The sequence below is a fragment of the Pseudomonas sp. UBA6753 genome (assembly GCF_002453565.1).
Lineage (GTDB): Bacteria > Pseudomonadota > Gammaproteobacteria > Pseudomonadales > Pseudomonadaceae > Aquipseudomonas > Aquipseudomonas putida_Z.
In genome coordinates, this window is the sequence record NZ_DKHD01000060.1 from 45,277 (window position 1) to 70,126 (window position 24,850).

Below are 24,850 nucleotides of genomic sequence, written 5' to 3' on the forward strand. Positions count from 1 at the left end.
TCAGCGCATCTCCCTAATCTACGCACAAGTCGCAGCGATGGCCCTGAAGGCCAGGCAAGACGCCCATTACCAACATTCAACAGAAAAGGATTCGCTCATGAACATTGTCCACAAAACCCTTACCGCTTCCCTTCTGGCCCTGTCCGTTTCCAGCGCCTTCGCCGCTGGCAGCCCGGGTATCGAACAGCACACCCAGGCCTTCCTCGAAGCCCTCGAACAAGGCGGCGGCAAGCCACTGGAGCAGCTCAGCCCGAAAGACGCCCGCGCGGTGCTGACCGGTGCCCAGGCCTCGGTCAAGGTCGATCTCTCGGGTATCGAGGTGAAGGAACGCACCATCCAGGCCAACGGCGAGTCGATCAAACTGCAAGTGGTTCGCCCGGCCAACGTGAAGGGTGATCTGCCGGTGTTCATGTTCTTCCACGGTGGCGGCTGGGTGCTCGGCGATTTCCCGACCCACAAGCGGCTGATCCGCGACCTGGTGGTTGGCTCTGGCGCAGTGGCGGTCTACGTCGACTACACCCCATCGCCGGAAGCGCACTACCCGACCGCGATCAACCAGGCCTACGCCGCCACCCGCTGGGTGGCCGAGCATGGCAAGGAAATTGGCGTGGACGGCAAGCGCCTGGCCGTGGCCGGCAACAGCGTCGGCGGCAACATGGCGGCAGTAGTGGCCCTGAAAGCCAAAGAGGCCGGCACCCCGGCCCTGCGTTTCCAGCTGCTGCTGTGGCCGGTGACCGATGCCAGCTTCGAAACTGCGTCGTACAAGCAGTTTGCCGAGGGGCATTTCCTGACCACCGGGATGATGAAATGGTTCTGGGACAACTACACCACCGACGCCAAGGCACGGGAACAGATCTACGCCTCGCCGCTGCGGGCCAGCAGTGAACAGTTGAAAGGCTTGCCGCCAGCGCTGGTGCAAACGGCAGAGTTCGACGTGCTGCGCGATGAAGGTGAGGCGTATGCCCGCAAGCTGAATGCTGCCGGGGTGACCGTTACCTCGGTGCGGTACAACGGCATGATCCATGACTACGGGCTGCTCAACCCGCTGCATCAGGTGCCTGCCGTGCAAGCGGCCATGCGCCAGGCCGCCGGCGAGCTGAAAGTGCACCTGCAGTAACCTAATCCACCCATGCGGCAGGGCCTGGTGCCCTGCCGGTTCAGGAGACCCGTCATGCTGACCATCCGTAACGCCAAAGACCGCGGCCTGGCCTTTCATGGCTGGCTGAAATCGTTCCACACCTTCTCCTTCGGCCACTACCGCAACCCGGACGAGCAAGGGTTCTCGGACCTGCTGGTGATCAACGACGACCGCGTCATCCCCGGCAAGGGCTTTGGTCAACACCCGCACCGCGACATGGAGATTTTCTCCTACGTGCTGGAAGGCGCGCTGGAGCACAAGGACACGCTGGGCACCGGCTCGGTGATCCGCCCGGGCGATGTGCAGATGATGAGCGCTGGCCACGGCGTGGCCCACAGCGAGTTCAACCACAGCGAGGTGCAGCCGGTGCACTTCCTGCAGATCTGGATCGTACCGAACGTGCAAGGCGCAACGCCGCGTTACCAGCAACAGCATTTCAGTGCCGAGGAAAAGCGCGGCAAGCTGCGCCTGATCATCTCGCCGGATGGCGCCGAGGGGTCGTTGCAGGTACGGCAGAATGCGCGGGTGTATGCCGGTCTGTTCGACGGTGACGAGCGTGCCACCCTGACCTTGCCGGAAAACCGCCATGCCTATGTGCATGTGGCCCGGGGCAGCATCGAGCTCAATGGGCAAGTGCTGAATGAAGGGGATGGGGTGCGGGTGAGGCAGGAACAGGTGCTGGAGCTGGGCAATGGGGTGGATGCCGAGGTGCTGGTGTTCGACCTGCGGCCGCATGAATTGCCTGGCATGCCTTGAGTTTCTGCTTCGACAGTAATGGCCCTATCGCCGGCAAGCCAGCTCCCACCTCGACCACATCGACCGAAGCCATGCGCAGTCCCTGTAGGAGCCTGGCTTGCCAGCGAAGAGGTACTGACAGACAACACAAGACAGTTGCTCCCACAGGTGCTGCACAGTATTTGAAACCTGTGCAGTACCTGTGGGAGCTGGCTTGCCGGCGATAGGGCCAGCAGCCATTATTCAGGGCTCGAACCCTTCGACGATGATCACCTCAGCCTTCGCCACCCCCTGGCGATGGCTGCACGCCTCCTGGTACAGCTCGGACCGGTAACACGCCAGCGCCTGCTCGTACGAATCGAACTCGATCACCACGCTACGCTGAGGGGTAGGCCGCCCTTCCATTGCCTCGCTACGCCCGCCACGGGCCAGGAAACGGCCGCCGAATGCCTTGAAGGCAGCCGGGGCGCGCTGGGTGTACTGCTGGTATTGCTCGGGGTCGGTCACGTCCACATGGGCAATCCAATAGGCCTTCATGCGTTGCTCTCCTGTTACGGCGATATTTGTGTATGATGGTATACCATAATAATCACCCCACCACAGTGAGCGTGCAACATGGCTTTCAACACCATCGAAGAACTTCTCGAGGACTACCGGCAAGGCAAGATGGTCCTGCTGGTGGATGACGAGGACCGGGAAAACGAAGGCGACCTGCTGATCGCCGCCGAGCGTTGCGACGCCCAGGCCATCAACTTCATGGCCCGTGAAGCGCGCGGGCTGATCTGTCTGACCCTGACCGACGATCACTGCCAACGCCTGGGCCTGGAGCAGATGGTGCCGGCCAACGGCAGCGTGTTCAGCACCGCCTTCACCGTGTCGATCGAGGCGGCCACGGGCGTTACCACCGGTATTTCCGCTGCCGACCGGGCGCGTACCGTGGCGGCGGCCATGGCCCCCGACGCCCGCCCCGAAGACCTGGTGCAACCCGGCCACATCTTCCCCCTGCGCGCCCGCGAAGGCGGCGTGCTGACACGCGCCGGCCACACCGAAGCCGGCTGCGACCTGGCGCGCCTGGCCGGGTTCACCCCGGCGTCGGTTATCGTCGAAGTACTCAACGATGACGGCACCATGGCCCGCCGCCCGGACCTGGAGGTGTTCGCTGCCCGGCACGGCATCAAGATAGGCACCATCGCCGACCTCATCCACTACCGCCTGAGTACCGAGCAGACCATCAAGCGCATCGGCGAACGCGAACTGCCGACCGTGCACGGCACCTTCCGCCTGGTCACCTACGAAGACCGCATCGAAGGTGGCGTACACATGGCCATGGTCATGGGCGATATCCGCCGCGAGCAGCCGACCCTGGTGCGAGTGCACGTGATCGACCCGCTGCGCGACCTGGTCGGCGCCGAATACGCCGGCCCTGCCAACTGGACGCTGTGGGCGGCGCTGCAGAAAGTGGCCGAGGAAGGCGCCGGCGTGGTGGTGGTCCTGGCCAACCATGAGTCCTCGCAGGCGCTGCTGGAACGCGTGCCGCAGCTGACCCAGCCGGTGCGGCCTTACCAGCGTGGGCAATCGAAGGTGTACTCGGAGGTGGGTACAGGCGCGCAGATCCTGCAGGACCTGGGCGTGGGCAAGCTGCGCCACCTGGGCCCACCGCTGAAATATGCGGGGCTGGCGGGGTATGAGCTGGAGGTCGTGCAAAGCATCCCCTTCGAGCCCGGGATTACAGGTTGATATACGGACCCTGTGGGAGCGGGCGAGCCCGCGAGGCAGACACCGCGGTGCATGGCACGGGCTTCGCCCGTGTTCGCGGGCTCGCCCGCTCCCACACAGACCGCGCAAGCTTTTAGACCCCTGTTTGAATCGATCGCCCCGATAAGCAATGTGCCCAGACCTGAGGACGGAGTGATGGCCGGTAGCCTCATACCTCTTGCCAAAAGTTTGGAATACCATAATATGATATCCCGTAGACCTTGGATCTGCAGGCCGGCACCTACAATCAAAAACGGCCACAAGACACTTTGTTTTAGCTGCTCCCCGAACACTGTTGGCGGGCGCACCACAAGCCCCGCCTCGAATAACAAAAGCAACGAGGGCGTAACCATGCTGTTGAGCAAACGTGTAACCGCAGTGCTGTCCGCCAGCCTGCTGACCCTGGCATGTCAGGCTGCCCAGGCCGCCGACAGCCTGAACTTCGTCAGCTGGGGCGGTACCACCCAGGACGCCCAGAAAGAAGCGTGGGCCGCACCCTTCACCAAAGCCACCGATATCAAGGTCGTCCAGGACGGCCCTACCGACTACGGCAAGCTCAAGACCATGGTCGAGAGCGGCAACGTGCAGTGGGACGTGGTCGACGTCGAGGCCGACTTTGCCCTGCGTGCCGCCAGCGAAGGCCTGCTCGAACCCCTCGATTTCACCCAGATCAAGCGCGACAAGATCGACCCGCGCTTCGTCTCCGACCATGGCGTCGGCTCGTTCTTCTTCTCCTTCGTGCTCGGCTACAACGAAGGCAAGCTCGGTGCCAACAAACCGGTGGACTGGACCGCACTGTTCGATACCAAGACCTACCCCGGCAAGCGCGCCCTGTACAAATGGCCCAGCCCAGGCGTACTGGAATTGGCCCTGCTGGCCGACGGCGTAGCCCCCGACAAGCTGTACCCGCTGGACCTGGACCGCGCCTTCAAAAAGCTCGACACCATCAAGAAAGACATCGTCTGGTGGGGCGGCGGCGCCCAGTCGCAGCAACTGCTGGCTTCGGGTGAAGCCTCGCTCGGCCAGTTCTGGAACGGCCGCGTCTATGCCCTGCAGCAAGACGGTGCACCGGTGGGCGTGAGCTGGAAGCAGAACCTGGTCATGGCCGACTTCCTGGTCATCCCCAAAGGTGCCAAGAACAAGGACGCGGCCATGAAGTTCCTGGCCAACGCCAGCAGCGCCGAAGGCCAGGCCGAGTTCGCCAACAAGACTGCCTACGCGCCGGTGAACGTCGACAGCGTGGCCAAGCTGGACAAAGACCTCGCGCAGAACCTGCCGACCGCCTACGCCCAGGACCAGGTCACCCTCGACTTCGCCTACTGGGCCAAGAACGGCCAGGCCATCGCAGCCCGCTGGAATGAGTGGTTGGTCAAATGAAAGTCGCCATCAACGCCCTGCATAACGCGCAAGGTGCCCCCACGGGCACCGGCGCCCCGGGAACGGCCCCCCACCGCGTCAGCCTGAGCCAGCGCTGGAAAGGCAGCCGCAATTTGCTGCCGGCGCTGCTGTTCCTTGGCCTGTTCTTCTTTGCCCCGCTGGCCGGCCTGTTGCTGCGCGGGGTGCTGGAGCCGACGCCGGGCCTGGGCAACTACGAGCAGCTGTTCGCCAACTCGGCTTATGCGCGGGTGCTGTTCAACACCTTCTCGGTGGCCGGCGTGGTCACCCTGATCAGCGTGCTGCTGGGCTTCCCCCTGGCCTGGGCAATTACCCTGGTGCCCAAGGGCTGGGGCCGCTGGTTGCTGAACATCGTGCTGCTGTCGATGTGGACCAGCCTGCTGGCGCGCACCTACTCGTGGCTGGTGCTGCTGCAGAGCTCGGGGGTGATCAACAAGGCGTTGATGGCCATGGGCATCATCGATGCCCCGCTGGAAATGGTGCACAACCTGACCGGCGTGGTGATCGGCATGAGCTACATCATGATCCCGTTCATCGTGCTGCCGCTGCAGGCGACCATGCACGCCATCGACCCGATGGTGCTGCAGGCCGGCTCGATCTGCGGCGCCAGCCCGTGGACCAATTTCTGGAAGGTGTTCCTGCCGCTGTGCCGCTCGGGGCTGTTCTCCGGGGCACTGATGGTATTCGTGATGTCGCTCGGTTACTACGTCACCCCGGCCCTGCTGGGCGGTGCGCAGAACATGATGCTGCCCGAATTCATCATTCAGCAGGTGCAGTCGTTCCTCAACTGGGGCCTGGCCAGCGCCGCCGCCGCACTGCTGGTGGTGATCACCCTGGTGCTCTTCTACCTGTACCTGAAGCTGCAGCCGGAATCCCCGGTTGGCAATGCGAGGTAAACCGCCATGCTCCTGTCTCCCAATGCCATGGGCCGCCCGCTGCGTACGGGCCTGTACCTGACCACCGGGGTCATCGCGGCCTTCCTGCTGCTGCCGGTGGTGTTCATCGTGTTGCTGTCGTTCGGCTCGTCGCAGTGGCTGGTGTTCCCGCCACCGGGCTGGACCTTCAAGTGGTACGGCCAGTTCTTCTCCAACCCGGAGTGGATGGACGCCGCGCTGGCCAGCCTGAAGGTGGCCGTGCTGACCACCATCGCCGCCGTGCTGCTCGGCCTGCCCACCGCGTTTGCCCTGGTGCGTGGCCGCTTCCCCGGCCGCGAGCTGCTGTACGGGCTGTTCACCATGCCGATGATCGTGCCGCTGGTGATCATTGCCGTGGCGGTGTACGCGCTGTTCCTCAAGCTCGGCTACACCGGCACGCTGTTCGCCTTCGTGGTCAGCCACGTGATCGTCGCCCTGCCCTTCACCATCATCTCGATCATCAACTCGCTGAAGCTGTTCGACCAGTCGATCGAGGATGCCGCGGTGATCTGCGGCGCCTCGCGCCTGCAGGCGATCTTCAAGGTGACCTTCCCGGCGATTCGCCCGGGGATGATCGCCGGCGGCCTGTTCGCCTTCCTGGTGTCGTGGGATGAAGTGGTGCTGAGCGTGATGATGGCCAGCCCCGACCTGCAGACCCTGCCGGTGAAGATGTGGACCACCCTGCGCCAGGACCTCAGCCCGGTCATCGCCGTGGCCTCGACCCTGCTGATCGGCCTGTCGCTGCTTGTCATGTTCATTGCCGCCGCCTTGCGCCGGCGCACCGAAGCCAACGCCTGAGCGCGCGGAGAAAACAACAATGAGTGCAGTGATCAAAGACAACGCGCACGGCAAGACCCTGGTCAGCCTGCGCGGCCTGAACAAGCACTACGGCGACTTCACCGCCGTGGACAACCTCGACCTGGAAATCCAGGACGGCGAGTTCCTGACCTTCCTCGGCTCCAGCGGCTCGGGCAAGTCCACCACCCTGTCGATGCTGGCCGGCTTCGAAACACCGAGCAGCGGCGAGATCCTGGTCGAGGGCCAGTCACTGGTCAACGTGCCACCGCACAAGCGTGACATCGGCATGGTGTTCCAGCGCTATTCTCTGTTCCCGCACCTGAACGTGCGCGACAACATCGGCTTTCCGCTGGCCATTCGCAAGCTCGGCGCCAGCGAAACCAGCAAGCGCGTCGACGCCATGCTCAAGCTGGTGCAGCTGGAAAAGTTCGCCCACCGCAAGCCGTCGCAGATGTCCGGTGGCCAGCAGCAGCGCGTGGCGATCGCCCGGGCGCTGGTGTATGAACCGCGCATCCTGCTGATGGACGAACCGCTCGGCGCGCTGGACAAGAAACTGCGCGAAGACCTGCAGGATGAACTGCGCCAGTTGCACCGGCGCCTGGGCATCACCATCGTCTACGTTACCCACGACCAGGAAGAAGCCATGCGCCTGTCCCAGCGCATCGCCATCTTCAGCCATGGCAAGATCGTCGGCCTGGGCACCGGTTACGACCTGTACCAGAACCCGCCGAATGCCTTCGTCGCCTCGTTCCTGGGCAACTCCAACTTCCTGCGGATCAAGGCCAGCAGCAATGGCGCGGGCAGCTTCGAGGGACAGCCGGTAGCCATCCGCCTGACCCCGGGCCTGGCCGCCTCGCAGGACGCACTGATCATGGTGCGCCCGGAAAAGGCCCTGGCCCTGACCGCCGAACAGGCCGCGCGCGAGCCGCTGCCGGCGGGCTGGAACGAGGTCAGCGCCAAGGTTGGCGAAGTGCTGTTCCTGGGCGAGAGCCAGACCTGCCATGTGGTGACTGCGGGCGGTACCGAGCTGACGGTCAAGGCTTTGTCGGCGGCGGGCATGCCGATGCAGCCGGGGGATACTGTGAAGGTGCGCTGGGCGGTGGCGGATGCGTGCATCTATACCGAGTGGGCAGAAAGTGACCTGAGCAAGTCTGCCGGGGCGCATTGATACCGCTGGGGCCGCTTTGCGGCCCTTTCGCCGGCGAGCCAGCTCCCATAGTTACAGCGCAGGTTTCAGGATTGGCAAGGGCCCTGTGGGAGCTGGCTTGCCGGCGATGGGCTGCACAGCAGCCCCATTGACGCGAACTTACAAGCATCAGGCAAAGCCCACTGCCCCATGGACTGTCACATTATCATCACGCCACTGTCGTAATCTGCCGGCCATCTCTATGCCATAGGCCTTCCGGCATGCCCCGTCTGCTTGTCTTGCTGCTCACTCTGCTGCCGCTGGCGACCCTGGCCGAGCCCGCTCACCTGCGCGTGCAAGGTTCCAACACCATCGGCGCGGCCTTGCTGCCAGCGCTGGTGCAAGGGCAACTGCGCGCACAGCAAGCTACCGCCATCGAACAATACCCGGGCACGCTGGCCAATGAGACTGTCATCACCGCTCGCGATACGCGTGGCCAGCCTTTGCGCATCGACATCGCCGCACACGGTTCCAGCACCGGCTTCGTCGCCCTGGGCCATGGCGAGGCCGACCTGGCCGCCGCGTCGCGGCCGATCAACGACAACGAAGCAAGCCAACTGCAGGCTTTGGGCGACCTGCGCGCCGCTGCCGCCGAACAGGTCATCGGCCTGGATGGCGTCGCCGTCATCGTTCACCCCGACAACCCGCTGCCACAGCTCACCACAGGGCAACTGGCACAGATTTTTGCCGGGCAGATCCAGCGCTGGGAGCAATTGGGTGTTGCCGGTGGGGCCATCCACCTGTACGCCCGTGACGACCGCTCCGGTACCTTTGAGACCTTCAAGGCACTGGTGCTGGAGCCTCAGCACGGCGAGCTTTCGCCCAAGGCCCAACGCTTCGAGTCCAGCGACGAGCTGGCCGCGCGAGTGAGCACCGACCGCCAGGCCATCGGTTTCAGCAGCCTGGCGGCGGTGCATGGGGCCAAGGTGCTGGCGGTGGCCGAAGGTGACGCGCCGGCCATGCTGCCGGAGCGTGCACTGGTGGCCAGCGAGGATTACCCGCTATCGCGGCGCCTGTACTTCTACCTGCCGGCCAACCCCAAGCCCCAGGCCAAGGCCCTGGCCGATTTCGCTCAGAGCCCGGCGGGCCAGGCGATCGTCGCCCAGCAGGGTTTCGTTGCGCAGCAGATCGAGGCCCAACCTGTAGCCCCCCAGGCCGACATGCCGCCGCGCTATCGCACCCTGGCCCAGCAGGCGCAGCGATTGAGCGTTAACTTCCGCTTCCAGGAAGGCAGCGCCAGCCTCGACAACAAGGCCCTGCGCGATGTGCAGCGGGTGGCCGACTACCTGCGCCAAGCGGGCAAGTTGCGGCGCAAGGCGGTGCTGGTGGGCTTTGGCGACCCCAAGGAGACACCCGGTCGCGCCGCCCTGCTCTCCCGCCTGCGGGCCCAGGCGGTGCGCCGTGAGCTGGCGCGCGATGGCGTGGAGGTGCTGGAGGTGACGGGGATGGGGGATGAACTGCCAGTGGCAGGGAACGAACTGGAGCAAGGGCGACTGCGTAATCGCCGGGTGGAGGTGTGGGTTTATTGAACGATAGGCCTGCTCTGGCCTGACCGGGTAGGAGTGCCCTGGCAAAGAAATGTAACAGCTCCCCATTCGGCATCACCGGCAAACGGGTCTAGGCTCAAGCCCATGTGATACCGGGCCCCTCTGACGGCTGCCAGGCCGCCATGTCGGATCACTGTTGCCATGCAACGTCGACATTGAAGGAGGGGCTCATGACAGCTCTACAGACATTCCTCACCACCCCGTTCCTCGGTACCAGCGCCTGGTTGTGGCTGGTGTTCATGGCCATCGTCATCGGTTTGCTGGTACTCGACCTGGGCGTGCTGCACCGCCACGACCGGGAAATCGAAATGCGCGAGAGCCTGCTGCTGTATTCGGGCTATTTCAGCGTCGGCGTGCTGTTCGGCGCCGGGGTCTGGTACCAGTTGGGCGCGCAGTCGGCGCTGGAGTTCTACACCGGCTTCCTGGTCGAGCAGTCGCTGTCGATGGACAACGTGTTCGTCATGGCGATGATCTTCAGCTATTTCGCCATCCCCCGCCGCTACCAGCACCGCGTGCTGTTCTGGGGCATCCTCGGGGTGGTGTTCCTGCGGGCGATCATGATCGGCGTGGGCGCGGCGCTGGTGCAGAACTTCGCCTGGGTACTGTATATCTTCGGTGCCTTCCTGCTGTTTACCGGGGTGAAGATGGCGCTGTCGAAGGAGGACAGCCGCCCCGACCTGGCCAACAACCCGATTCTGAAGTTCGTGCGCCGGCACATGCGGGTCACCGAGCAGATCCACGGCTCGCACTTCTTCGTGCAGCAGACCCCGCCCGGGCAGCACAAGGCGCTACGCCATGCCACCCCGCTGTTCATGGCGCTGGTGCTGATCGAACTTGCCGACCTGGTATTCGCCGTCGACAGCGTCCCGGCAATCTTCGCCATCACCCAGGACCCGTTCATCGTCTATACCTCGAACATTTTCGCCATCCTCGGCTTGCGCTCGCTGTATTTTGCGCTGGCGGCGCTGATGCACCGGTTCGTTTACCTCAAGTACGCGCTGGCGCTGGTGCTGATCTTCATTGGCTGCAAGATCTTCTACCACGGCATGGTGGGCAAGGTGCCAGCGTTGCTTTCGTTGGGGGTGACGTTCGGGTTGTTGCTGGGTGGGGTGGTGGTTTCGCTGGTCAAGACGCGAGGGGAGAAGCCGGAAATCAAGGGTGCTCAATCCAGACAGCCTTCAAATGTCGATCGCACAGTCAGCGAGAAGGAGGAAGACCCGCAGATGCGGGTCTGACCATCCAGAGTGAGCCTTCAAGGGCCTCTTCGCGGGCTTGCCCGCTCCCACAGGTATTGCGCACAGCTTGGAGGCGGCACAGTTCCTGTGGGAGCGGGCAAGCCCGCGAAGAGGCCGGAACAAGCGGGCAAAAATCATCGCCCGCTACGCATCATCTCCGCCGGCACATACTTGCCAATCTCATACTTGCCAATCGCCGCCCGGTGCACTTCATCCGGTCCGTCGGCCAGGCGCAAGGTGCGCTGCATGGCGTACATGTAAGCCAGCGGGAAATCGCCACTTACCCCTGCCCCGCCATGAATCTGGATCGCCCGGTCGATCACCTTCAGTGCCACGTTCGGCGCCACTACCTTGATTTGCGCAATCTCGCTGCGGGCGACCTTGTTGCCGACCGTGTCCATCATGTACGCCGCTTTCAACGTCAGCAGCCGGGCCATGTCGATCTCCATGCGCGAGTCGGCGATCTTGTCGACGTTGCCGCCCAGACGCGCCAGTGGCCGGCCGAAGGCGGTACGCTCCACCGAGCGCTTGCACATCAGTTCCAGCGCGCGCTCGGCCATGCCGATCGAGCGCATGCAGTGGTGAATGCGGCCGGGGCCAAGGCGCCCCTGGGCAATCTCGAAGCCACGGCCCTCACCCAGGATCACGTTCTCATACGGCACCCGCACGTTCTCGAAGAGCACCTCGGCGTGGCCATGGGGAGCATCGTCATAGCCGAACACCGGCAGCGGGCGGACGATCTTCACCCCAGGCGCATCGGTGGGCACCAGCACCATCGAGTGCTGCTGGTGGCGCGGCCCTTCAGGGTCGGACAGGCCCATGAAGATCATTACCTTGCAGCGCGGGTCGCAAGCGCCGGAGGTCCACCACTTGCGGCCGTTGATTACCCATTGGTCACCGTCACGCACTGCGGTGGCGGCCATGTTGGTGGCATCCGAGGAGGCCACGTCCGGTTCGGTCATGGCGAACGCCGATCGGATCTCGCCACGCAGCAGCGGCTCCAGCCACTGGCGCTTCTGCGCTTCGCTGCCATAGCGCACCAGCACTTCCATGTTGCCGGTGTCTGGCGCCGAACAGTTGAACGGCTCCGGACCGAGCAACGAACGGCCCATGATTTCTGCCAGCGGGGCGTATTCCAGGTTGCTCAGGCCGGCACCGTATTCCGATTCGGGCAGAAACAGGTTCCACAGCCCTTCAGCGCGGGCCTTGGCCTTGAGTTCTTCCATGATTGCGGTGGGCTGCCAGCGGTCACCCTCGGCGACCTGGCGCTCGAATACTGCCTCGGCGGGGTAGACATAGGCGTCCATGAACGCGCTGACGCGCTCACGCAGTGCCTGGACCTTGGGCGAATAGGCGAAATCCATCTGGGCTACCTTCACGGTTCGGAGTACATGGGCCAGAGCCTAGAGCAGCATGGCCCCATCCACCTAGTCTATTTTCAGCGTGTATAAACATTCATAACCGATATATGATCGACCCATAATTCCAACAAAGAGCGGCGCCCATGAACCTCAGCAAGGTCGACCTCAACCTGTTCATCGTGTTCGATGCGATCTACACCGAAGCCAACCTGACCCGCGCCGGGCAGATCGTCGGCATCACCCAGCCGGCAGTGTCCAACGCCCTTTCGCGGCTGCGCGAAACCTTCAACGACCCGCTGTTCGTGCGTACCGCGCAAGGCATGGTGCCCACGCCCATGGCGCAGAACATCATCGGCCCGGTGCGCAACGCCCTGGCACTGCTGCGCACCTCGGTGCAGGAAAGCCGCATCTTCAACCCGCAACAGGCCAACAAGACCTTCCGCATCAGCATGACCGACCTGACCGAAGCGGTGATCCTGCCGCCGCTGTTCCAGCGCTTGCGCCGCCTGGCGCCGGCGGTGCTGATCGAAAGCTTTTTGTGCAAGCGCCGCGAGACCACCAAGGAACTCGCCGCCGGCCGCCTGGACTTCGCCATCGACGCACCGCTGAACACCGACCCGCAGGTACGCCACGTCAAACTGATGCAAGACCGCTATGTCTGCGCCCTGCGCCAGGGCCACCCGCTGGCCGACAGCAAGCTGACCCTCGACAACTACCTGGGCATGACCCACATCCATATCTCCAGCCGCCGCAACGGCCTGGGCTATGTCGACCTGGCCCTGGGCAAGATGGGCGTGCAGCGCAAGGTTGCCTTGCGCTCGCAGCACTACCTGATGGCCTCGCAGGTGTTGCAGCAGACCGACATGGCGATGACCGTCCCCGAGCGCTTCGCCCGCCGTCATCAGTTACGTTACCAGCCACTGCCGGTGGAGGTGCCTGCGCTGGAAACGCACCTGTACTGGCATGAAAGCACCGATCAGGACCCGGCCAACCGCTGGATGCGCGAGCAGATAACCGAGTTGTGCGAACGTGTGGTGGCCGAGGAAGAGAGGGCCTTGGCACCAGCCTGAAGAGGCTGACGAGGGGCCTTTGCTGAGCCCCTCGCGATGCGGAGAAAAATTTTCCAGGAAAAGCTCAATAGAGAGAAATTTTTCTTGCAGATCCTGAGAATAGAGCCGCTGGAAGCGAAAAATATCTCTCGAACAGCGGGTACGCTTGCTCCAACGATCGCCGATTTCACGGCGACAGAAACGGACTCGCCCCAATGCCCAGCGCCCCGCTCTACTTCGATTACGCCGCCACCACTCCGGTCGACGACCGGGTCATCGAAACCATGCTCGCCTGCCTTGGCAGCCAGGCCAACTTCGGCAACCCGGCGTCCAGTGGCCATGCCTTCGGCCAGGCCGCCCGCCACGCCGTGGAGCAGGCCCGCCAGCAAGTGGCCGAACGTGTCGGCGCACAGGCCGATGCACTGGTCTGGACCTCAGGTGCGACCGAGTCCAACAACCTGGCGCTCAAGGGCATTGCCCAAGGCCTCGGCCAACCCGGGCACCTGATCACCAGCCAACTGGAACACAAGGCCGTGCTCGACACGGTGGCCGAACTGGAGCGCCAGGGCTGGGCCGTTACCCGCCTGGCACCGGATGCCGTCGGCCTGATTCAGCCTGCGGCGGTGCAGGCAGCGTTGCGCGCCGACACCCGCCTGGTATCGCTGATGGCGGTGAACAATGAACTGGGCACGATCACCGACTTTGCCGCGATTGGCGAACAGGTACGTGCCCACGGTGCCCTGCTGCACGTGGATGCGGCGCAGGCGGTGGGCAAACTGGCCATCGACCTGAGCGCCATGGCCGTGGACCTGATGTCGTTCTCGGCGCACAAGGTGTATGGGCCCAAGGGCATCGGTGCGCTCTACGTGGGGCCACGCGCCCGCACGCAGATGCGTGCGCAGATGCACGGTGGCGGCCATGAGCAAGGCCTGCGCTCCGGCACCCTGGCGACCCACCAGATTGCCGGCATGGGCAGCGCCTTTGCCCTGGCCGGCCAGCCCGGCGACAGCGAACACCTGCGCCTCGAGCAACTGGCCAGGCGCCTGCGCGAAGGCCTGCTGGCCCTGCCCGGCGTCACCCTCAACGGCTGCGCCAACCAGCGCATTCCCCATACGCTGAACCTGTGTATCGACAGCAAGGGCTTCAACAGCGCGGCGCTGGCCAGCGAGTTGGCGTTGTCGACCACCTCGGCCTGCAACTCGGCGAGCAATGCGGCCTCGCATGTGCTGCTCGCGCTGGGGCTGGATGAACGCCAGGCACGCAACAGCGTGCGGCTGAGCATCGGGCGCTTCAGCAACGACGCTGAAGTGGACAAGGCGCTCGAAGTGTTTGGCCGGGTGCTGACAGCGGCATCAGCGGCACTTTGGTGAACCGGCCCTAGAACAGCCGGCTGTCCGGGGTGAAGTCCTCGACCTCGAGCCTGGCGCTGTTTGCCTGCGGATGGCGCGGGTTGAACAGGTAATTGGTGGTGCTGGGCATGATCGCGCTCGGCACCGGCAGCAGCAGTGCCGAACACTCATCCAGAAAGCGGTTGCCCAGGCCCCGGGTCAGTTCGGTCTGGCTCGACCAGCCAGGCTGCAAGGCGGGCAACTGCGCTTGCGAAACGGTGTCGGGCAACTCGATACGCAGCAGCCGCATGGTGGTGGGGAAATCCTCAGGGTCGATCTCCAGGTGCACCAGCACCTCCAGCATTGCCCCGGCCGGGCTGGTGGCGGCATACACCACTGGCCGGCCCGCCTGGTGCCAGCGGCCGCTGACACGCAAGCCGCCCGTTCCGCTCAAGTCTGCATAGGCGCTGATACGCCACAGAATCACAGGCCGAAGCCCTCGGCGATCTGCAGCAACATCTCTTCGACCTGGGTGGTGCCCTGCTGGGTGGTGAGCATCTGCATCGGCGTCAGCCCCGAGAAGCGCTCCTTGGGCTTGGACAGCCAGCGCTTGGCCTTGCCCGCTTCACCGAACACGGCTTCGGCCATGGCGGTGATATGGGCCGAGCGGAACAGCCGGTCGCTTTCTTCCACGGTCAGTGGCTGGTCACGTTCGATGCGGGTTTTCAGCGTGCGCAGGGGAATGATCTGGTCACGCTCCACAGGGGTGAACACGCCGAGTTCGGTCAGTTTCACCAGCCAGGTGGCAGCGAAGCCATGGGTGATGCGGGTGTGGATTTCGAAGTCACTGGCGAGTTCGGGGATTTCCAGCAGTGCATGCAGGCGCGCCCGGTACTCGTGGTAACCGTTGTCGCGAAGCACTTCGGCAAGCATGGCGCTCTCCTTTCCGGCGTTTGCCGACAAGTATGCGGCATATGCCGGACATATGCCAGTTCATGAGGCCTGTGAAAGCCTTGAAGGCGATGCCATCCTGTGGGAGCGGCCTTGCGCCGCGAAAGGGCCGCAGGGCGGCCCCGGGCAATCTCACAGGAAGGTGAACACCTGCGAAGCCGGCAACCGCGATTTGTTCAAGCCAGCGTTGAAGTCCGTCTCGCTGCGATAGCCCAGGCTGAGAATGACCACACTGGTGAACCCACGCTCGCGCAAGCCCAGCTCGGCATCGAGAATCTTGCTGTCGAAGCCCTCGATCGGCGTGGCATCCAGCCCATGTGCCGCAGCCCCCAGCAAGGCAGTACCCAGCGCCAGGTAGGTCTGCTTTTCCATCCAGTGCTGCACGTCCTTCTGGTCAAAGCGGTGCAGGTCGACGTAATGCCGGCGGCTCTGGTTCTGCCCGGCACGCGCCTGATCATCGCGGAAGCGGCCATCGGCAGCTTCCTGGTCGAGCACGGCGTTCAGGTGCGCTTCGGTCATTTCGGTGCGGGTGCAGAACACGATCACATGCGAGGCATCGAGGATCTTCGGCGAATTGTAGGCATAACGCTCTGTGGTGCTTTTGGCCAGGCGGGCCTTGCCTTCAGCGCTGTCGGCAACGATGAAATGCCACGGCTGCGAGTTGACCGAGGACGGGCTGTGACGCAGTTGTTCGAGCAAGGCATCGACAGTGGCCTGGGGAATACGGCGCGAGGCATCGTAGGCTTTGGTGGTGTAGCGGCGCTTAGCCAGCGAGACGGTATCCATGCAACAACTCCGGGAATGAACAGGGGATTTGCCGGGCATCTTATCTTTCCTGCAGAAAAGAAAAACCGGCACAATGCAGCAACACTTTCATCCCTGGAGTGAAAATGCTGCGCATCGCCGACCTCGAACTGTTCGTCCGCAGCAGCGTGCTGGGCAGCTTCACCGCTGCCGCCCACGAGGCCGAACTGCTGCCGGGGCAGGTGGCCGCCGCGATCAAGCGCCTGGAGCGCGACCTGGACGTGCGCCTGTTCGCCCGCACCACCCGCAGCCTGCGCCTGACCGCCGAAGGCGAGTTGTACCTGCCGACGGCCCTGAATGTGCTGGAGAGCCTGCGCCAGGGGCGTGAAGACCTGCATGGCAACGCCAACACCCTGCGCGGTACCCTGCAGGTGTCGGCACCGTCCGACCTGGGCCGCAACATGCTGCTGCCGTGGCTGAGCGCCTTCCGCCGCGAGCACCCGGCCCTGCACCTGCGCTTCTTCCTGTCCGACCAGATCGCCGACCTCAACCGTGACCCGGTAGATGTGGCGATCCGCTATGGCCTCAACCAGGACGCCAATTACATTGCCCTGCCGCTGGCCGACTGGAACCGCCGGGTGCTGGTGGCCGCGCCCGACTACCTGGCCCGTCACGGCCGCCCGCTCACGCCCGACGCCCTGCAGCAGCACGCCTGCCTGCTGTACATGCAGCACAACCGGGTCTACGACAAGTGGCGGGTGGGCAACCGCACCGTGCAGGTGCGCGGGCCACTGGTCAGCGACGATGCCGACGTGATCCGCCGCCTGGCCTTGCAGGGCGAAGGCATCGTCTACAAGTCGTGGCTGGACGTAAGCGCCAACATCGCGGCCGGCGAGCTGGAAATCATCCTCCCCGAGCACCTCGGTGAACCCGCACCGGTCACCCTGGTGTGCCCGCACCGCAAGCAGCTCACGCCAGCGGTGGCGCAACTGCACCTGTGGCTGCGCGAACGCTTCGAGGCCTTGCGTAACCGGGCGCTGACCAACGGCTGCACAATCGTTCCAGACTGAGCCTGGCCGTTGCGCTAAGGTAGCGATTTCTGCCACGGCACGCCCCCATGAGCAACTGGATCGACCTCAAGCAAGACGCCGACACCGGCATCGAGTCGGTCCGTGCGCATTTCGTCGGGCATGCCTACGACCCGCACTGGCATGACAGCTTCCTGGTTGGCGTTACCGAGCAGGGCGTGCAGCAATTCGATTGCCGGCGAGTACGCCATCGCAGCACGCCGGGGCACGTATTCTTGCTGGAGCCCGGTGAAATCCATGACGGCCATGCGCCCACCGAGGACGGCTTCACCTATTCGACCCTGTACCTGGAACCCACCTGGGTGGACAGCCAACTGCGGGCACTGTTCGAACACGCGCCAGGCGACAGCCTGCCCAGCTTCGCCGATACCTTGTGCCACGATGAGCGCCTGGCGCGTGCCACTGCCCTCGCCTTCCAGGCCGTGCATACCCAGGACTTGCGCATTGTCCGGCAGACGGCCATGGACGACCTGCTGGCCTGCCTGACCCGCCACCTGCACTGGCGCCGACGCCTGAACCCGGACCCGCGCCTGCCGCTGACCGCGCAGCGCGCGCGGGATTACCTGCACGCCAACCTGGAGCGCGACATCGGCCTGGAAGACCTGGCCCAGGCCTGTGGCATCGACCGCTTCCGCCTCACCCGCGCGTTCAAGGCCGCATTCGGCCTGGCGCCACATGCCTATCTGATCCAGCTGCGCCTGGCCCGGGCGCGGCGCCTGCTCGCCCGAGGCCAGACACCCACAGAAGTGGCCATGGCCCTGGGCTTTGCCGACCAGAGCCACCTGGGGCGCTGGTTCCGCCGTGCCTACCAGCTGACCCCGGCCGACTACCGCAGGCGCTGCTCAAACCTTCCAGACTGAAAGGCGGCAGGCAGCGAGCATGGTGCTTCGTTTATCCGGAGCCCTTGATCATGTCGCAGTCGTTGTTGCCCTTCATCCTGTTTGCCCTGGTGTCCAGCATCAGCCCGGGGCCGACCAACCTGTTGATTCTCGCCCATGGCGCCCGCGTTGGCCTGCGCGCGAGCCTGGCGCCGATCGTGGCGGCCTGCGGTGCAGCAGCCGCGATCGTGCTGATGGTGGGCCTGGGGCTGGGTGAACTGCTGCTGCGCCACCCGCTGGCCCAGCAGTTGATGAGCTGGGCCGGGGTTTTGTGGTTGAGCTGGCTGGCGTGGAAGATGCTGCGCAGTGCTGCCGCCCCGCTGCAGGCGGCCACGGTGCAAGGCTTCAGTGCACTCAGTGCGGCCTCGTTGCAGGTGGTGAACCCCAAGGTGTGGTTGATGGCCGTGGCGGTGGTCGGGGTGTTTGCCGCGCCGTCGTTGCCGGTATGGCAACTGGCGCTGGTGTTCTTGCTGATTGCCCTGCCCTGCATGGCGGCGTGGGCGCTGCTGGGGGTGGGCAGCGCGCGATGGTTGCAGGCACCGCGGCGGTTGCGGGTGTTCAACCAGGTGTTGGCGGGGGTGTTGTTGATTTCTGCGTGGGCTGCCGTACTGGCTTGAGCCCGTTATTGCCAGTACCGGCCTCTTCGCGGGCACGCCCGCTCCCACAGGTACTGCATCGCGCCTGAAGTTGATGCAGTACCTGTGGGAGCGGGCGTGCCCGCGAAAAAAACAGCGCGGTCATTCAGGAATGCCCTGCCCCCCCGCCCAGCGCCTCGCGGAACCGCCGGGTGCTGGCCACAGCCAGCAGCAACCCGGCCACCGCCACGCTACCGCCCACCAGGCCGATATCCGCCACGTCCAGCTGGCTGCTGACGATACTGCCCAGCAACGCACCACCGCCAATACCGATGTTGTAGATACCCGAGAACAGCGCCATGGCCACATCGGTGGCATCGGACGCCAGTTTCAGGGTCTTGGACTGCAGCGACAGGCTGAAGCTGAGGATCGCCACACCCCAGAACATGCTCAACGCGGCAAACACGTAAAAGTTGCCCGACAGCGGCAACAGCAGCAACAGGCACGCCGCCAGCAGGCCGATCGACCCTACCAGGAAGCCATGCGGGAAGCGGTCGCTGTAACGGCTGAACAGCAATGAGCCGAACACCCCGGCACCGCCGAACAGCAGCAGCAACAGCGTGGTGCGCTCACCGCCTATCTGCGCCACGTGCAGGGCGAACGGTTCGATGTAGCTGTAGGCAGTGAACTGCGCGGTAATCACCAGCGTCACCAGCACATAGGTGATCACCAGCGCCGGGCGCTTGAACAGGATCGGCAGGCTGCGCAGCGAGCCCGAGTTCTGGCTGGGCAGCAGCGGCAGCGACTTCATCAGGCACAGCATGGTCGCCAGCGCCACCCCGGCAATGCTCAGGAAGGTGATGCGCCAGCCCAGCGCTTCGCCCACCACGCGGCCCAGCGGGATGCCCAGGACCATGGCCAGGGTGGTGCCAGTGGCCAAAAGGCCCAACGCCTTGGCCTGCTGCCCTGGCGGCGCCACGCGCACCGCCAGGGAGGCGGTGATGGCCCAGAACACCGCATGCGCCAGGGCAATACCGATGCGGCTGACCAGCAACATGGCAAAGCTCTGTGACAGCCACGACAGCAGGTGGCTGACGATGAACACCAGGAACACGAACAGCAACAGGCGCCGCCGCTCGATGTTGCGAGTCAGCAGCATCATCGGCAGCGAGGCCAGCGCCACCACCCAGGCGTAGATGGTCAGCATCAGGCCGACCTGCGCGGTGCTCATGTCGAAGCTGCGGCCAATGTCGCTGAGCAGCGCCACCGGGACGAACTCGGTGGTGTTGAAGATGAAGGCCGCCAGGGCCAGGGCAATGACGCTCAGCCAGCTGCCGCTACCCGCCGTGGGTGGCATGTTGGTGGGGGTGGGTCCGTTCATGGGTGCAAACCGCTTCTCCGCAGGCAAGGCAACAGGACGCACGCCAGCCACCCGCTTGCCGGGGTGTGGACGCACGCTTTGTTATTGGAAGGAATGCCCGGCATGGTACGCGTCAAGCCGGGGGCTCACAACCGCGAGGCGGGCGGAAGGAGTAACATGCGCGCTTTGTGCGAACGCGTATGCAACAAGGAGCCCGATCCGCTCATGGACCAGCAGCACTCCCAGCAGCAACAGTGGCAGCAGGCGGTCACCGCCTATGCCCAGGCCGTCAACGACTATGTCGCGCAGGGCCGCGCGCAAGGCTGGGATGACCTCGAAGAGCCCCTGCCGCAAGCCACCGAGCATTTGCTCGATGCCTGGCTGCAAGCCCTGCAAGCAGCCAACAGGCCTGGCGTCGAAGCCTTCGAGCAGCAAGCCTTCCGCGAAGCCTGGCCGCCCGCCCACCACCCTTTGCTGCCGCTGATCAAGGAGCACGGGCAAGGCATCGGCAACGTCCTGCTGCTGGAGGATGGCAGCCTGCTGGCACGTATCGGCATGCCGCATGACAAAGGCCAGGTGGTGCGCATCGACGCTGTCGGGGTGACCCCGGTGATCGGCGTCGATCACTTCGGCCGCTGCCCGGCCCGCCGCTATTTCGCCCTGGCCAATGCCGAGGGCATACGCGTGACCGATGGCTGGGGCGGCCCGCAGGTGCTGCGCCTGGCCTGGCCCACGGGGCTGGAGGGGTTGCCGCCGGGTTACCCGTTCGAGCCATTCGACCTGCCGCCGACGCCGACCGCGCTGATCCCCTTCCCGGATGGCCAACGGGTGCTGCTGGTGAGTGCCGAGGGTATCTTCCTGCTGGCCCGACACGGCGCGACCCGCCTGCTGCCGCATCAGGCGCGGGTGCTCGACGAACTGGACGAAGGCACCGACCCGGACGACATCAGCCTCGGGCTGAGCATGGAGCACGGTGCGGTGTCGGCGGATGGCCGGTTGATCGTGGTCGGTGAGCAAGGCAGCCGTCACCTGGTGCTGGACGACCAGCTCAGGCCCGTGGCGGCAATCGGCCCGGCCAGCGAGTATCCGCACTTTGCGCTGTTCAATCGCGCGGGTGACCAGTTGATAGTCAATGCCTGCCATTTCTACAGCGGTGCCACGCTGGCTGTCAGGGTGGCCGACTTGCCGGGGCTGGATACCGACTACTACAGCCAGGACCCGCGTACCCCGCTGGTACAGGATGGTGCACGGGTGTATGCCGGCGTGGCGCGCGACGGCGAGTACATCGTGGGGGATGCCTATGGTTACCTGCGGGCGTTTGGCGAAGATGGCATGGAGCATTGGCAGCATTACCTGGGGTCGACCATCAGTGCGCTGGATATCAGTGCGGACGGGCGTACCCTGGTAGCGGCGAGCCATGCCGGGTTCGTTTCGGTGATTGCCCTGGACAACGGGCGCCCGGCCTGGCAGATCGGTACCGGGGCGCATGGCGAGGTACGGCGGTGGTTGTTCTGGAAAGGCTGGGACAGGGCATTGGCCTGGTAACAGATCCAGCATTTTTATTGCCTGTACTGGCCTCTTCGCGGGCTCGCCCGCTCCCACAGGTACTGCACAGACTTCGTAAGCTGTGATTTACCTATGGGAGCGGGCGAGCTCGCGAAGAGGCCGGGGCAGGCAACCAATCAGCCTTGCAAAGTAGCCATATCGATCACGAACCGGTACTTCACGTCCCCGGCAATCATCCGCTCATACGCCTGGTTGATGTTGCGGATATCCAGCAACTCGATATCACAACGAATGGCGTGCTCGGCACAAAAATCCAGCACTTCCTGGGTCTCGGCAATACCACCGATCAACGACCCCGCCAGCACCCGGCGCTTCATCACCAGATTGGCCGCATGCACCGCCGGGTCGATCGGCTCGATCAGGCCGACCAGGATGTGCACGCCATCGAATTTCAGGGTTTCCAGATACGGGTTGAGGTCGTGCTGCACCGGGATGGTGTCGAGCAGGAAGTCGAAACGGCCCGCCGCGGCGTGCATCTGCTCGGCATCGGTGGACACGATCACATGGTCGGCACCCTGGCGACGGGCTTCCTCGGCCTTGGCCTGGGAACGGGTGAACAGGGTCACTTCGGCGCCCAGGGCCTTGGCCAGCTTGATAGCCATGTGGCCCAGGCCGCCCATGCCGAGGATGCCGATCTTGTGACCGGGGCCGACACCGTGGTGCTTGAGCGGCGAATAGGTGGTGATGCCAGCGCAGAGGATTGGCGCGGCACTGGGCAGGTCCATGCCGGCCGGGATGCGCACCACGAAGTGCTCGCTGACCACGATGCTGCTGGAGTAACCGCCCATGGTGTTGCTACCGTCGACCCGGTCCGGGGTGGCGTAGGTCATGGTCGGGCCTTCCAGGCAGTACTGCTCCAGGTTCTTGGCACAGGCTTCGCAGTGGCGGCACGAGTCGACCATGCAGCCAACGCCGACCAGGTCGCCGACCTTGTGCGCGGTCACTTTGTCGCCCACCGCGGTGACGCGGCCGATGATCTCGTGGCCCGGCATCAGCGGGTACACGGCAATGCCCCATTCGTTGCGCGCCTGGTGAATGTCGGAGTGGCACACGCCGCAGTACAGGATATCGATGGCGACGTCGTCAGGGCGCGGGCTGCGACGCTCGAAGGTCATGGGAGCCAGAGGGCTGGTGGGGGTCTGGGCGGCGTAACCGATGGCGGTGTACATGCAGGGCCTCGCTATGAAGTGAAACGATTCAGGCGGCGCATTCTGCGCGCCATGCGCCGCCTCGCCCACGGCTGATTCTCCGGCATCGATGCCTGATTCTCCGAAGATGCCATGCAGCACCTGGCGCCGAGCGTTCATTCTGCGATGATCAGACTGTCTGATCCTCTGCCCAGGTCCATCATGCAACTGACCCGCCACGTCGACGCCAATGCGCCGCTTTGCACACTGATCCGCAGCCTCGCCACGCGCCCGGGCTTCGTGCCCACGCACCTGCCCCAGGTGCAGGTGCTGAGCTGGGACCACTATGTGGCCAGCAGCCCGCAGATCTACGAACCCAGCCTGATGATCCTGGCCCAGGGCAGCAAGCTGGCACGCCTGGGGCCGCGTACCCTGGAGTACGGCGCCGGGCATTATTTGGTGCAAGCACTGTCGGTGCCGTTCATGTGCGAAACATTCGCCACCCCCGAAGCACCGTTGCTGGGCGTGGCAGTGGACATCGACCGCGGCGTGCTGGGTGAACTGGTGCAAAGCATGGCCCTGGCGCCGGATGCCGCGGTGCAGGCGCAAACCCCGCAGTCGATGACCTCGGCGGCACTCGATGCGCCGATGCGCGAATGCGTGGAACGGCTGCTGCGCTGCCTGCAGGACCCAGTGGACGCCAAGGTGCTGGGCCCGGCGCGGGTGCGCGAGGTGCTGTACACCGCCTTGCGCGGCCCACAGGCTGGCGTGTTGCGGGCGCTGGTGGAGCAACAGGGGCACTTCGCCCGCATCGGCGCCGCCCTTGCCCACCTGCGCGAACACTACACCGAGCCGCTGAGCGTGGAAGCGCTGGCCGCGCGCGCCAACATGAGCGTTTCGACCTTCCACGAGCACTTCAAGCGCTGCACCGACATGGCACCGATGCAGTACCTCAAGCGCCTGCGGCTGCTGAAGGCGCAGCAGATGCTGATCGGCGAAGGCCTGGGGGTGGCGCAGACCGCGCACCGGGTGGGGTACCAGAGCACCTCGCAGTTCAGCCGTGAATACAAGCGCCAGTTCGACCGCAGCCCGGGGGATGAATTGCCGTACCAGAGCCTACCAGTGTAATCGCCTTCCCTGGCCCCATCGCCGGCAAGCCGGCTCCCACAGGGACTGCAAAGCTCTTGAGGTCGATGCAGTCGAGATAGCTGCAACTGTCTTGCATGGCCTGCCCTGGCCTCATCGCCGGCAAGCCGGCTCCCACAGGGACTGCAAAGCTCTTGAGGTCAATGCAGTCGAGATAGCTGCAACTGTCCTGCATGGCCTGTCAGGGCCTCATCGCCGGCAAGCCGGCTCCCACAGGGACTGCATATGGCTTGAAACCGATGCGGTCGAGGTGGGAGCCGGCTTGCCGGCGATGGGCTGCAGAGCAGCCCCGGCAGCGCATCTGCACACTGCACGCACGCTGGGCGAGCAGATGTTCGCAGGCTGCGAGGCCATGGCCTGAATCAGCTTGAAAGCGGCCATTGCGCCAATGGCCAGTAAGCGCCCTTGCGCGACTCGTACAGTGTGAAATGGCGGGCGGCGAGGTAGAAATCCGGCGCGCTGCTGGCTTCTGGCGGCTGGCCGCGGTAATCCCTGGCCAGCGTCAGGTGCGGGCGATATTCGCGGTCGGCCGCTTCCACCCCCAATGGCAGCAGCGCCTGCTGCAAGCTGTACACCAGTTGCAACAGGGCCGGTGGGGTCTGTTGCGCCTCCAGCACCAGGGCGCTGGCCCGCTGCCACACCTGCAGGCGGTCCAGCAACAGCCGTGGTGCCGTGGCCGGTAGCGCCAGCTGGTCGACCGCCGCGCAAATCGCAGGCACATGGGCTGTATCCACATCGCCGAGAAACAGCAGTGTCACATGGAAGTTGGCGGCCGGCACTGGCTTGCCGCTGCGCAGGCTCAAGCTGCGTCGCCACTGGGCCAGGGCGCGGCGCTGGGCATCGCTCACCGGCAAGGCGAAGAACAGGCGCTTGAATGGTTTTTCGATTCGTCCGCTGACCGGTGTCATCGTGCCGCTCCTCGAGATGGCAAAGCACGTACTGATGCGTTGGGAAACCCGCAGGTCTGTCAGTTT

At 64.6% G+C, this 24,850-nt stretch carries 24 protein-coding genes; 16 read left to right on the forward strand and 8 right to left on the reverse strand.

Annotated features, from left to right (window positions below; all coding sequences use genetic code 11):
* The first annotated feature begins 97 nt into the window (after positions 1 to 97).
* Together B2790_RS23655 and B2790_RS23660 are read left to right on the forward strand one after the other, a co-directional pair.
* The gene (locus B2790_RS23655; RefSeq protein ID WP_286919909.1) at positions 98 to 1,117 is read left to right on the forward strand and encodes an alpha/beta hydrolase; all 1,020 of its coding nucleotides are present in this window, start codon (positions 98 to 100) and stop codon (positions 1,115 to 1,117) included.
* Between the two features lie 54 nt (positions 1,118 to 1,171).
* Complete coding sequence (locus B2790_RS23660) at positions 1,172 to 1,894, forward strand: pirin family protein (RefSeq protein ID WP_286919910.1); 723 nt, start codon at positions 1,172 to 1,174, stop codon at positions 1,892 to 1,894.
* Positions 1,895 to 2,116: 222 nt separating this feature from the next.
* Here the strand turns inward: B2790_RS23660 and B2790_RS23665 are convergent, their stop codons facing one another.
* Positions 2,117 to 2,410 carry a DUF1330 domain-containing protein gene (locus B2790_RS23665; protein ID WP_025339641.1) on the reverse strand — a complete coding sequence of 98 codons (294 nt, stop codon included), beginning with the start codon at positions 2,408 to 2,410 and terminating at the stop codon, positions 2,117 to 2,119.
* A gap of 78 nt (positions 2,411 to 2,488) precedes the next feature.
* Here B2790_RS23665 and ribBA point away from each other — a divergent pair, with 78 nt between their 5' ends.
* The 7 genes from ribBA to B2790_RS23700 all read left to right on the forward strand — a co-directional run bounded on the left by ribBA (position 2,489) and on the right by B2790_RS23700 (position 10,703).
* The gene (gene ribBA, locus B2790_RS23670) at positions 2,489 to 3,610 is read left to right on the forward strand and encodes a bifunctional 3,4-dihydroxy-2-butanone-4-phosphate synthase/GTP cyclohydrolase II (protein WP_286919911.1); all 1,122 of its coding nucleotides are present in this window, start codon (positions 2,489 to 2,491) and stop codon (positions 3,608 to 3,610) included.
* A gap of 369 nt (positions 3,611 to 3,979) precedes the next feature.
* Entirely contained in the window at positions 3,980 to 5,005 is a 1,026-nt protein-coding gene (locus B2790_RS23675; RefSeq protein ID WP_286919912.1) for an ABC transporter substrate-binding protein, read from the forward strand.
* Entirely contained in the window at positions 5,002 to 5,919 is a 918-nt protein-coding gene (locus B2790_RS23680) for an ABC transporter permease (protein WP_286919913.1), read from the forward strand. Before B2790_RS23675 ends, B2790_RS23680 begins: the two co-directional genes overlap by 4 nt.
* Positions 5,920 to 5,925: 6 nt before the next feature.
* Positions 5,926 to 6,735 (forward strand): ABC transporter permease, encoded by an 810-nt coding sequence (locus B2790_RS23685; RefSeq protein ID WP_015270845.1) that lies wholly within the window; start codon positions 5,926 to 5,928, stop codon positions 6,733 to 6,735.
* 19 nt (positions 6,736 to 6,754) lie between these two features.
* Positions 6,755 to 7,903 (forward strand): ABC transporter ATP-binding protein, encoded by a 1,149-nt coding sequence (locus B2790_RS23690; protein ID WP_075045597.1) that lies wholly within the window; start codon positions 6,755 to 6,757, stop codon positions 7,901 to 7,903.
* A 239-nt stretch (positions 7,904 to 8,142) separates the two neighbouring features.
* Positions 8,143 to 9,450 (forward strand): substrate-binding domain-containing protein, encoded by a 1,308-nt coding sequence (locus B2790_RS23695; protein WP_274079876.1) that lies wholly within the window; start codon positions 8,143 to 8,145, stop codon positions 9,448 to 9,450.
* A 188-nt stretch (positions 9,451 to 9,638) separates the two neighbouring features.
* Positions 9,639 to 10,703 carry a TerC family protein gene (locus B2790_RS23700; RefSeq protein WP_274120602.1) on the forward strand — a complete coding sequence of 355 codons (1,065 nt, stop codon included), beginning with the start codon at positions 9,639 to 9,641 and terminating at the stop codon, positions 10,701 to 10,703.
* Positions 10,704 to 10,837: 134 nt separating this feature from the next.
* Here the strand turns inward: B2790_RS23700 and B2790_RS23705 are convergent, their stop codons facing one another.
* The gene (locus B2790_RS23705; protein WP_013973159.1) at positions 10,838 to 12,067 is read right to left on the reverse strand and encodes an acyl-CoA dehydrogenase; all 1,230 of its coding nucleotides are present in this window, start codon (positions 12,065 to 12,067) and stop codon (positions 10,838 to 10,840) included.
* Positions 12,068 to 12,207: 140 nt separating this feature from the next.
* On the opposite strand from B2790_RS23705, the gene B2790_RS23710 reads away from it, so the two are divergent.
* Together B2790_RS23710 and B2790_RS23715 are read left to right on the forward strand one after the other, a co-directional pair.
* The gene (locus B2790_RS23710) at positions 12,208 to 13,134 is read left to right on the forward strand and encodes a LysR family transcriptional regulator (RefSeq protein WP_025339647.1); all 927 of its coding nucleotides are present in this window, start codon (positions 12,208 to 12,210) and stop codon (positions 13,132 to 13,134) included.
* Positions 13,135 to 13,328: 194 nt separating this feature from the next.
* On the forward strand, positions 13,329 to 14,483 hold the full coding sequence (locus B2790_RS23715) for a cysteine desulfurase family protein (protein ID WP_286919914.1): 1,155 nt from the start codon (positions 13,329 to 13,331) through the stop codon (positions 14,481 to 14,483).
* A 7-nt stretch (positions 14,484 to 14,490) separates the two neighbouring features.
* Here the strand turns inward: B2790_RS23715 and B2790_RS23720 are convergent, their stop codons facing one another.
* From B2790_RS23720 to nfsB, 3 genes are all read right to left on the reverse strand, one after another.
* A complete protein-coding gene (locus B2790_RS23720; protein WP_015270851.1) occupies positions 14,491 to 14,928 on the reverse strand; it encodes an RES family NAD+ phosphorylase in 438 nt (145 codons plus the stop codon).
* A complete protein-coding gene (locus tag B2790_RS23725; RefSeq protein WP_013973163.1) occupies positions 14,925 to 15,374 on the reverse strand; it encodes an antitoxin Xre/MbcA/ParS toxin-binding domain-containing protein in 450 nt (149 codons plus the stop codon). The genes B2790_RS23720 and B2790_RS23725 overlap by 4 nt, the downstream gene beginning before the upstream one ends.
* A 150-nt stretch (positions 15,375 to 15,524) precedes the next feature.
* Positions 15,525 to 16,178, reverse strand: coding sequence for an oxygen-insensitive NAD(P)H nitroreductase (gene nfsB, locus B2790_RS23730; protein WP_196181983.1), 654 nt, complete (start codon positions 16,176 to 16,178; stop codon positions 15,525 to 15,527).
* 104 nt (positions 16,179 to 16,282) lie between these two features.
* On the opposite strand from nfsB, the gene B2790_RS23735 reads away from it, so the two are divergent.
* From B2790_RS23735 to B2790_RS23745, 3 genes are read left to right on the forward strand one after another with little or no spacing between them, the layout of a single operon-like run.
* Positions 16,283 to 17,206 (forward strand): LysR family transcriptional regulator, encoded by a 924-nt coding sequence (locus B2790_RS23735; protein ID WP_274079880.1) that lies wholly within the window; start codon positions 16,283 to 16,285, stop codon positions 17,204 to 17,206.
* Between the two features lie 47 nt (positions 17,207 to 17,253).
* The gene (locus tag B2790_RS23740) at positions 17,254 to 18,084 is read left to right on the forward strand and encodes an AraC family transcriptional regulator (RefSeq protein ID WP_025339652.1); all 831 of its coding nucleotides are present in this window, start codon (positions 17,254 to 17,256) and stop codon (positions 18,082 to 18,084) included.
* A gap of 50 nt (positions 18,085 to 18,134) precedes the next feature.
* Positions 18,135 to 18,719 (forward strand): LysE family translocator, encoded by a 585-nt coding sequence (locus B2790_RS23745; protein WP_274120604.1) that lies wholly within the window; start codon positions 18,135 to 18,137, stop codon positions 18,717 to 18,719.
* Positions 18,720 to 18,843: 124 nt separating this feature from the next.
* On the opposite strand, the gene B2790_RS23750 is transcribed toward B2790_RS23745, so the two are convergent.
* A complete protein-coding gene (locus tag B2790_RS23750; RefSeq protein WP_286919915.1) occupies positions 18,844 to 20,058 on the reverse strand; it encodes a sugar transporter in 1,215 nt (404 codons plus the stop codon).
* 204 nt (positions 20,059 to 20,262) lie between these two features.
* On the opposite strand from B2790_RS23750, the gene B2790_RS23755 reads away from it, so the two are divergent.
* Positions 20,263 to 21,582, forward strand: a complete 1,320-nt coding sequence (locus B2790_RS23755; protein ID WP_137164825.1) for a hypothetical protein — start codon at positions 20,263 to 20,265, stop codon at positions 21,580 to 21,582.
* A gap of 137 nt (positions 21,583 to 21,719) precedes the next feature.
* Here the strand turns inward: B2790_RS23755 and calA are convergent, their stop codons facing one another.
* Positions 21,720 to 22,772, reverse strand: coding sequence for a vanillin reductase (gene calA, locus B2790_RS23760; RefSeq protein WP_286919916.1), 1,053 nt, complete (start codon positions 22,770 to 22,772; stop codon positions 21,720 to 21,722).
* Between the two features lie 180 nt (positions 22,773 to 22,952).
* Here calA and B2790_RS23765 point away from each other — a divergent pair, with 180 nt between their 5' ends.
* Positions 22,953 to 23,858 (forward strand): AraC family transcriptional regulator, encoded by a 906-nt coding sequence (locus B2790_RS23765; RefSeq protein ID WP_054572090.1) that lies wholly within the window; start codon positions 22,953 to 22,955, stop codon positions 23,856 to 23,858.
* Between the two features lie 380 nt (positions 23,859 to 24,238).
* Here the strand turns inward: B2790_RS23765 and thpR are convergent, their stop codons facing one another.
* The gene (gene thpR / locus B2790_RS23770) at positions 24,239 to 24,784 is read right to left on the reverse strand and encodes an RNA 2',3'-cyclic phosphodiesterase (protein ID WP_286919917.1); all 546 of its coding nucleotides are present in this window, start codon (positions 24,782 to 24,784) and stop codon (positions 24,239 to 24,241) included.
* Positions 24,785 to 24,850 lie beyond the last annotated feature (66 nt).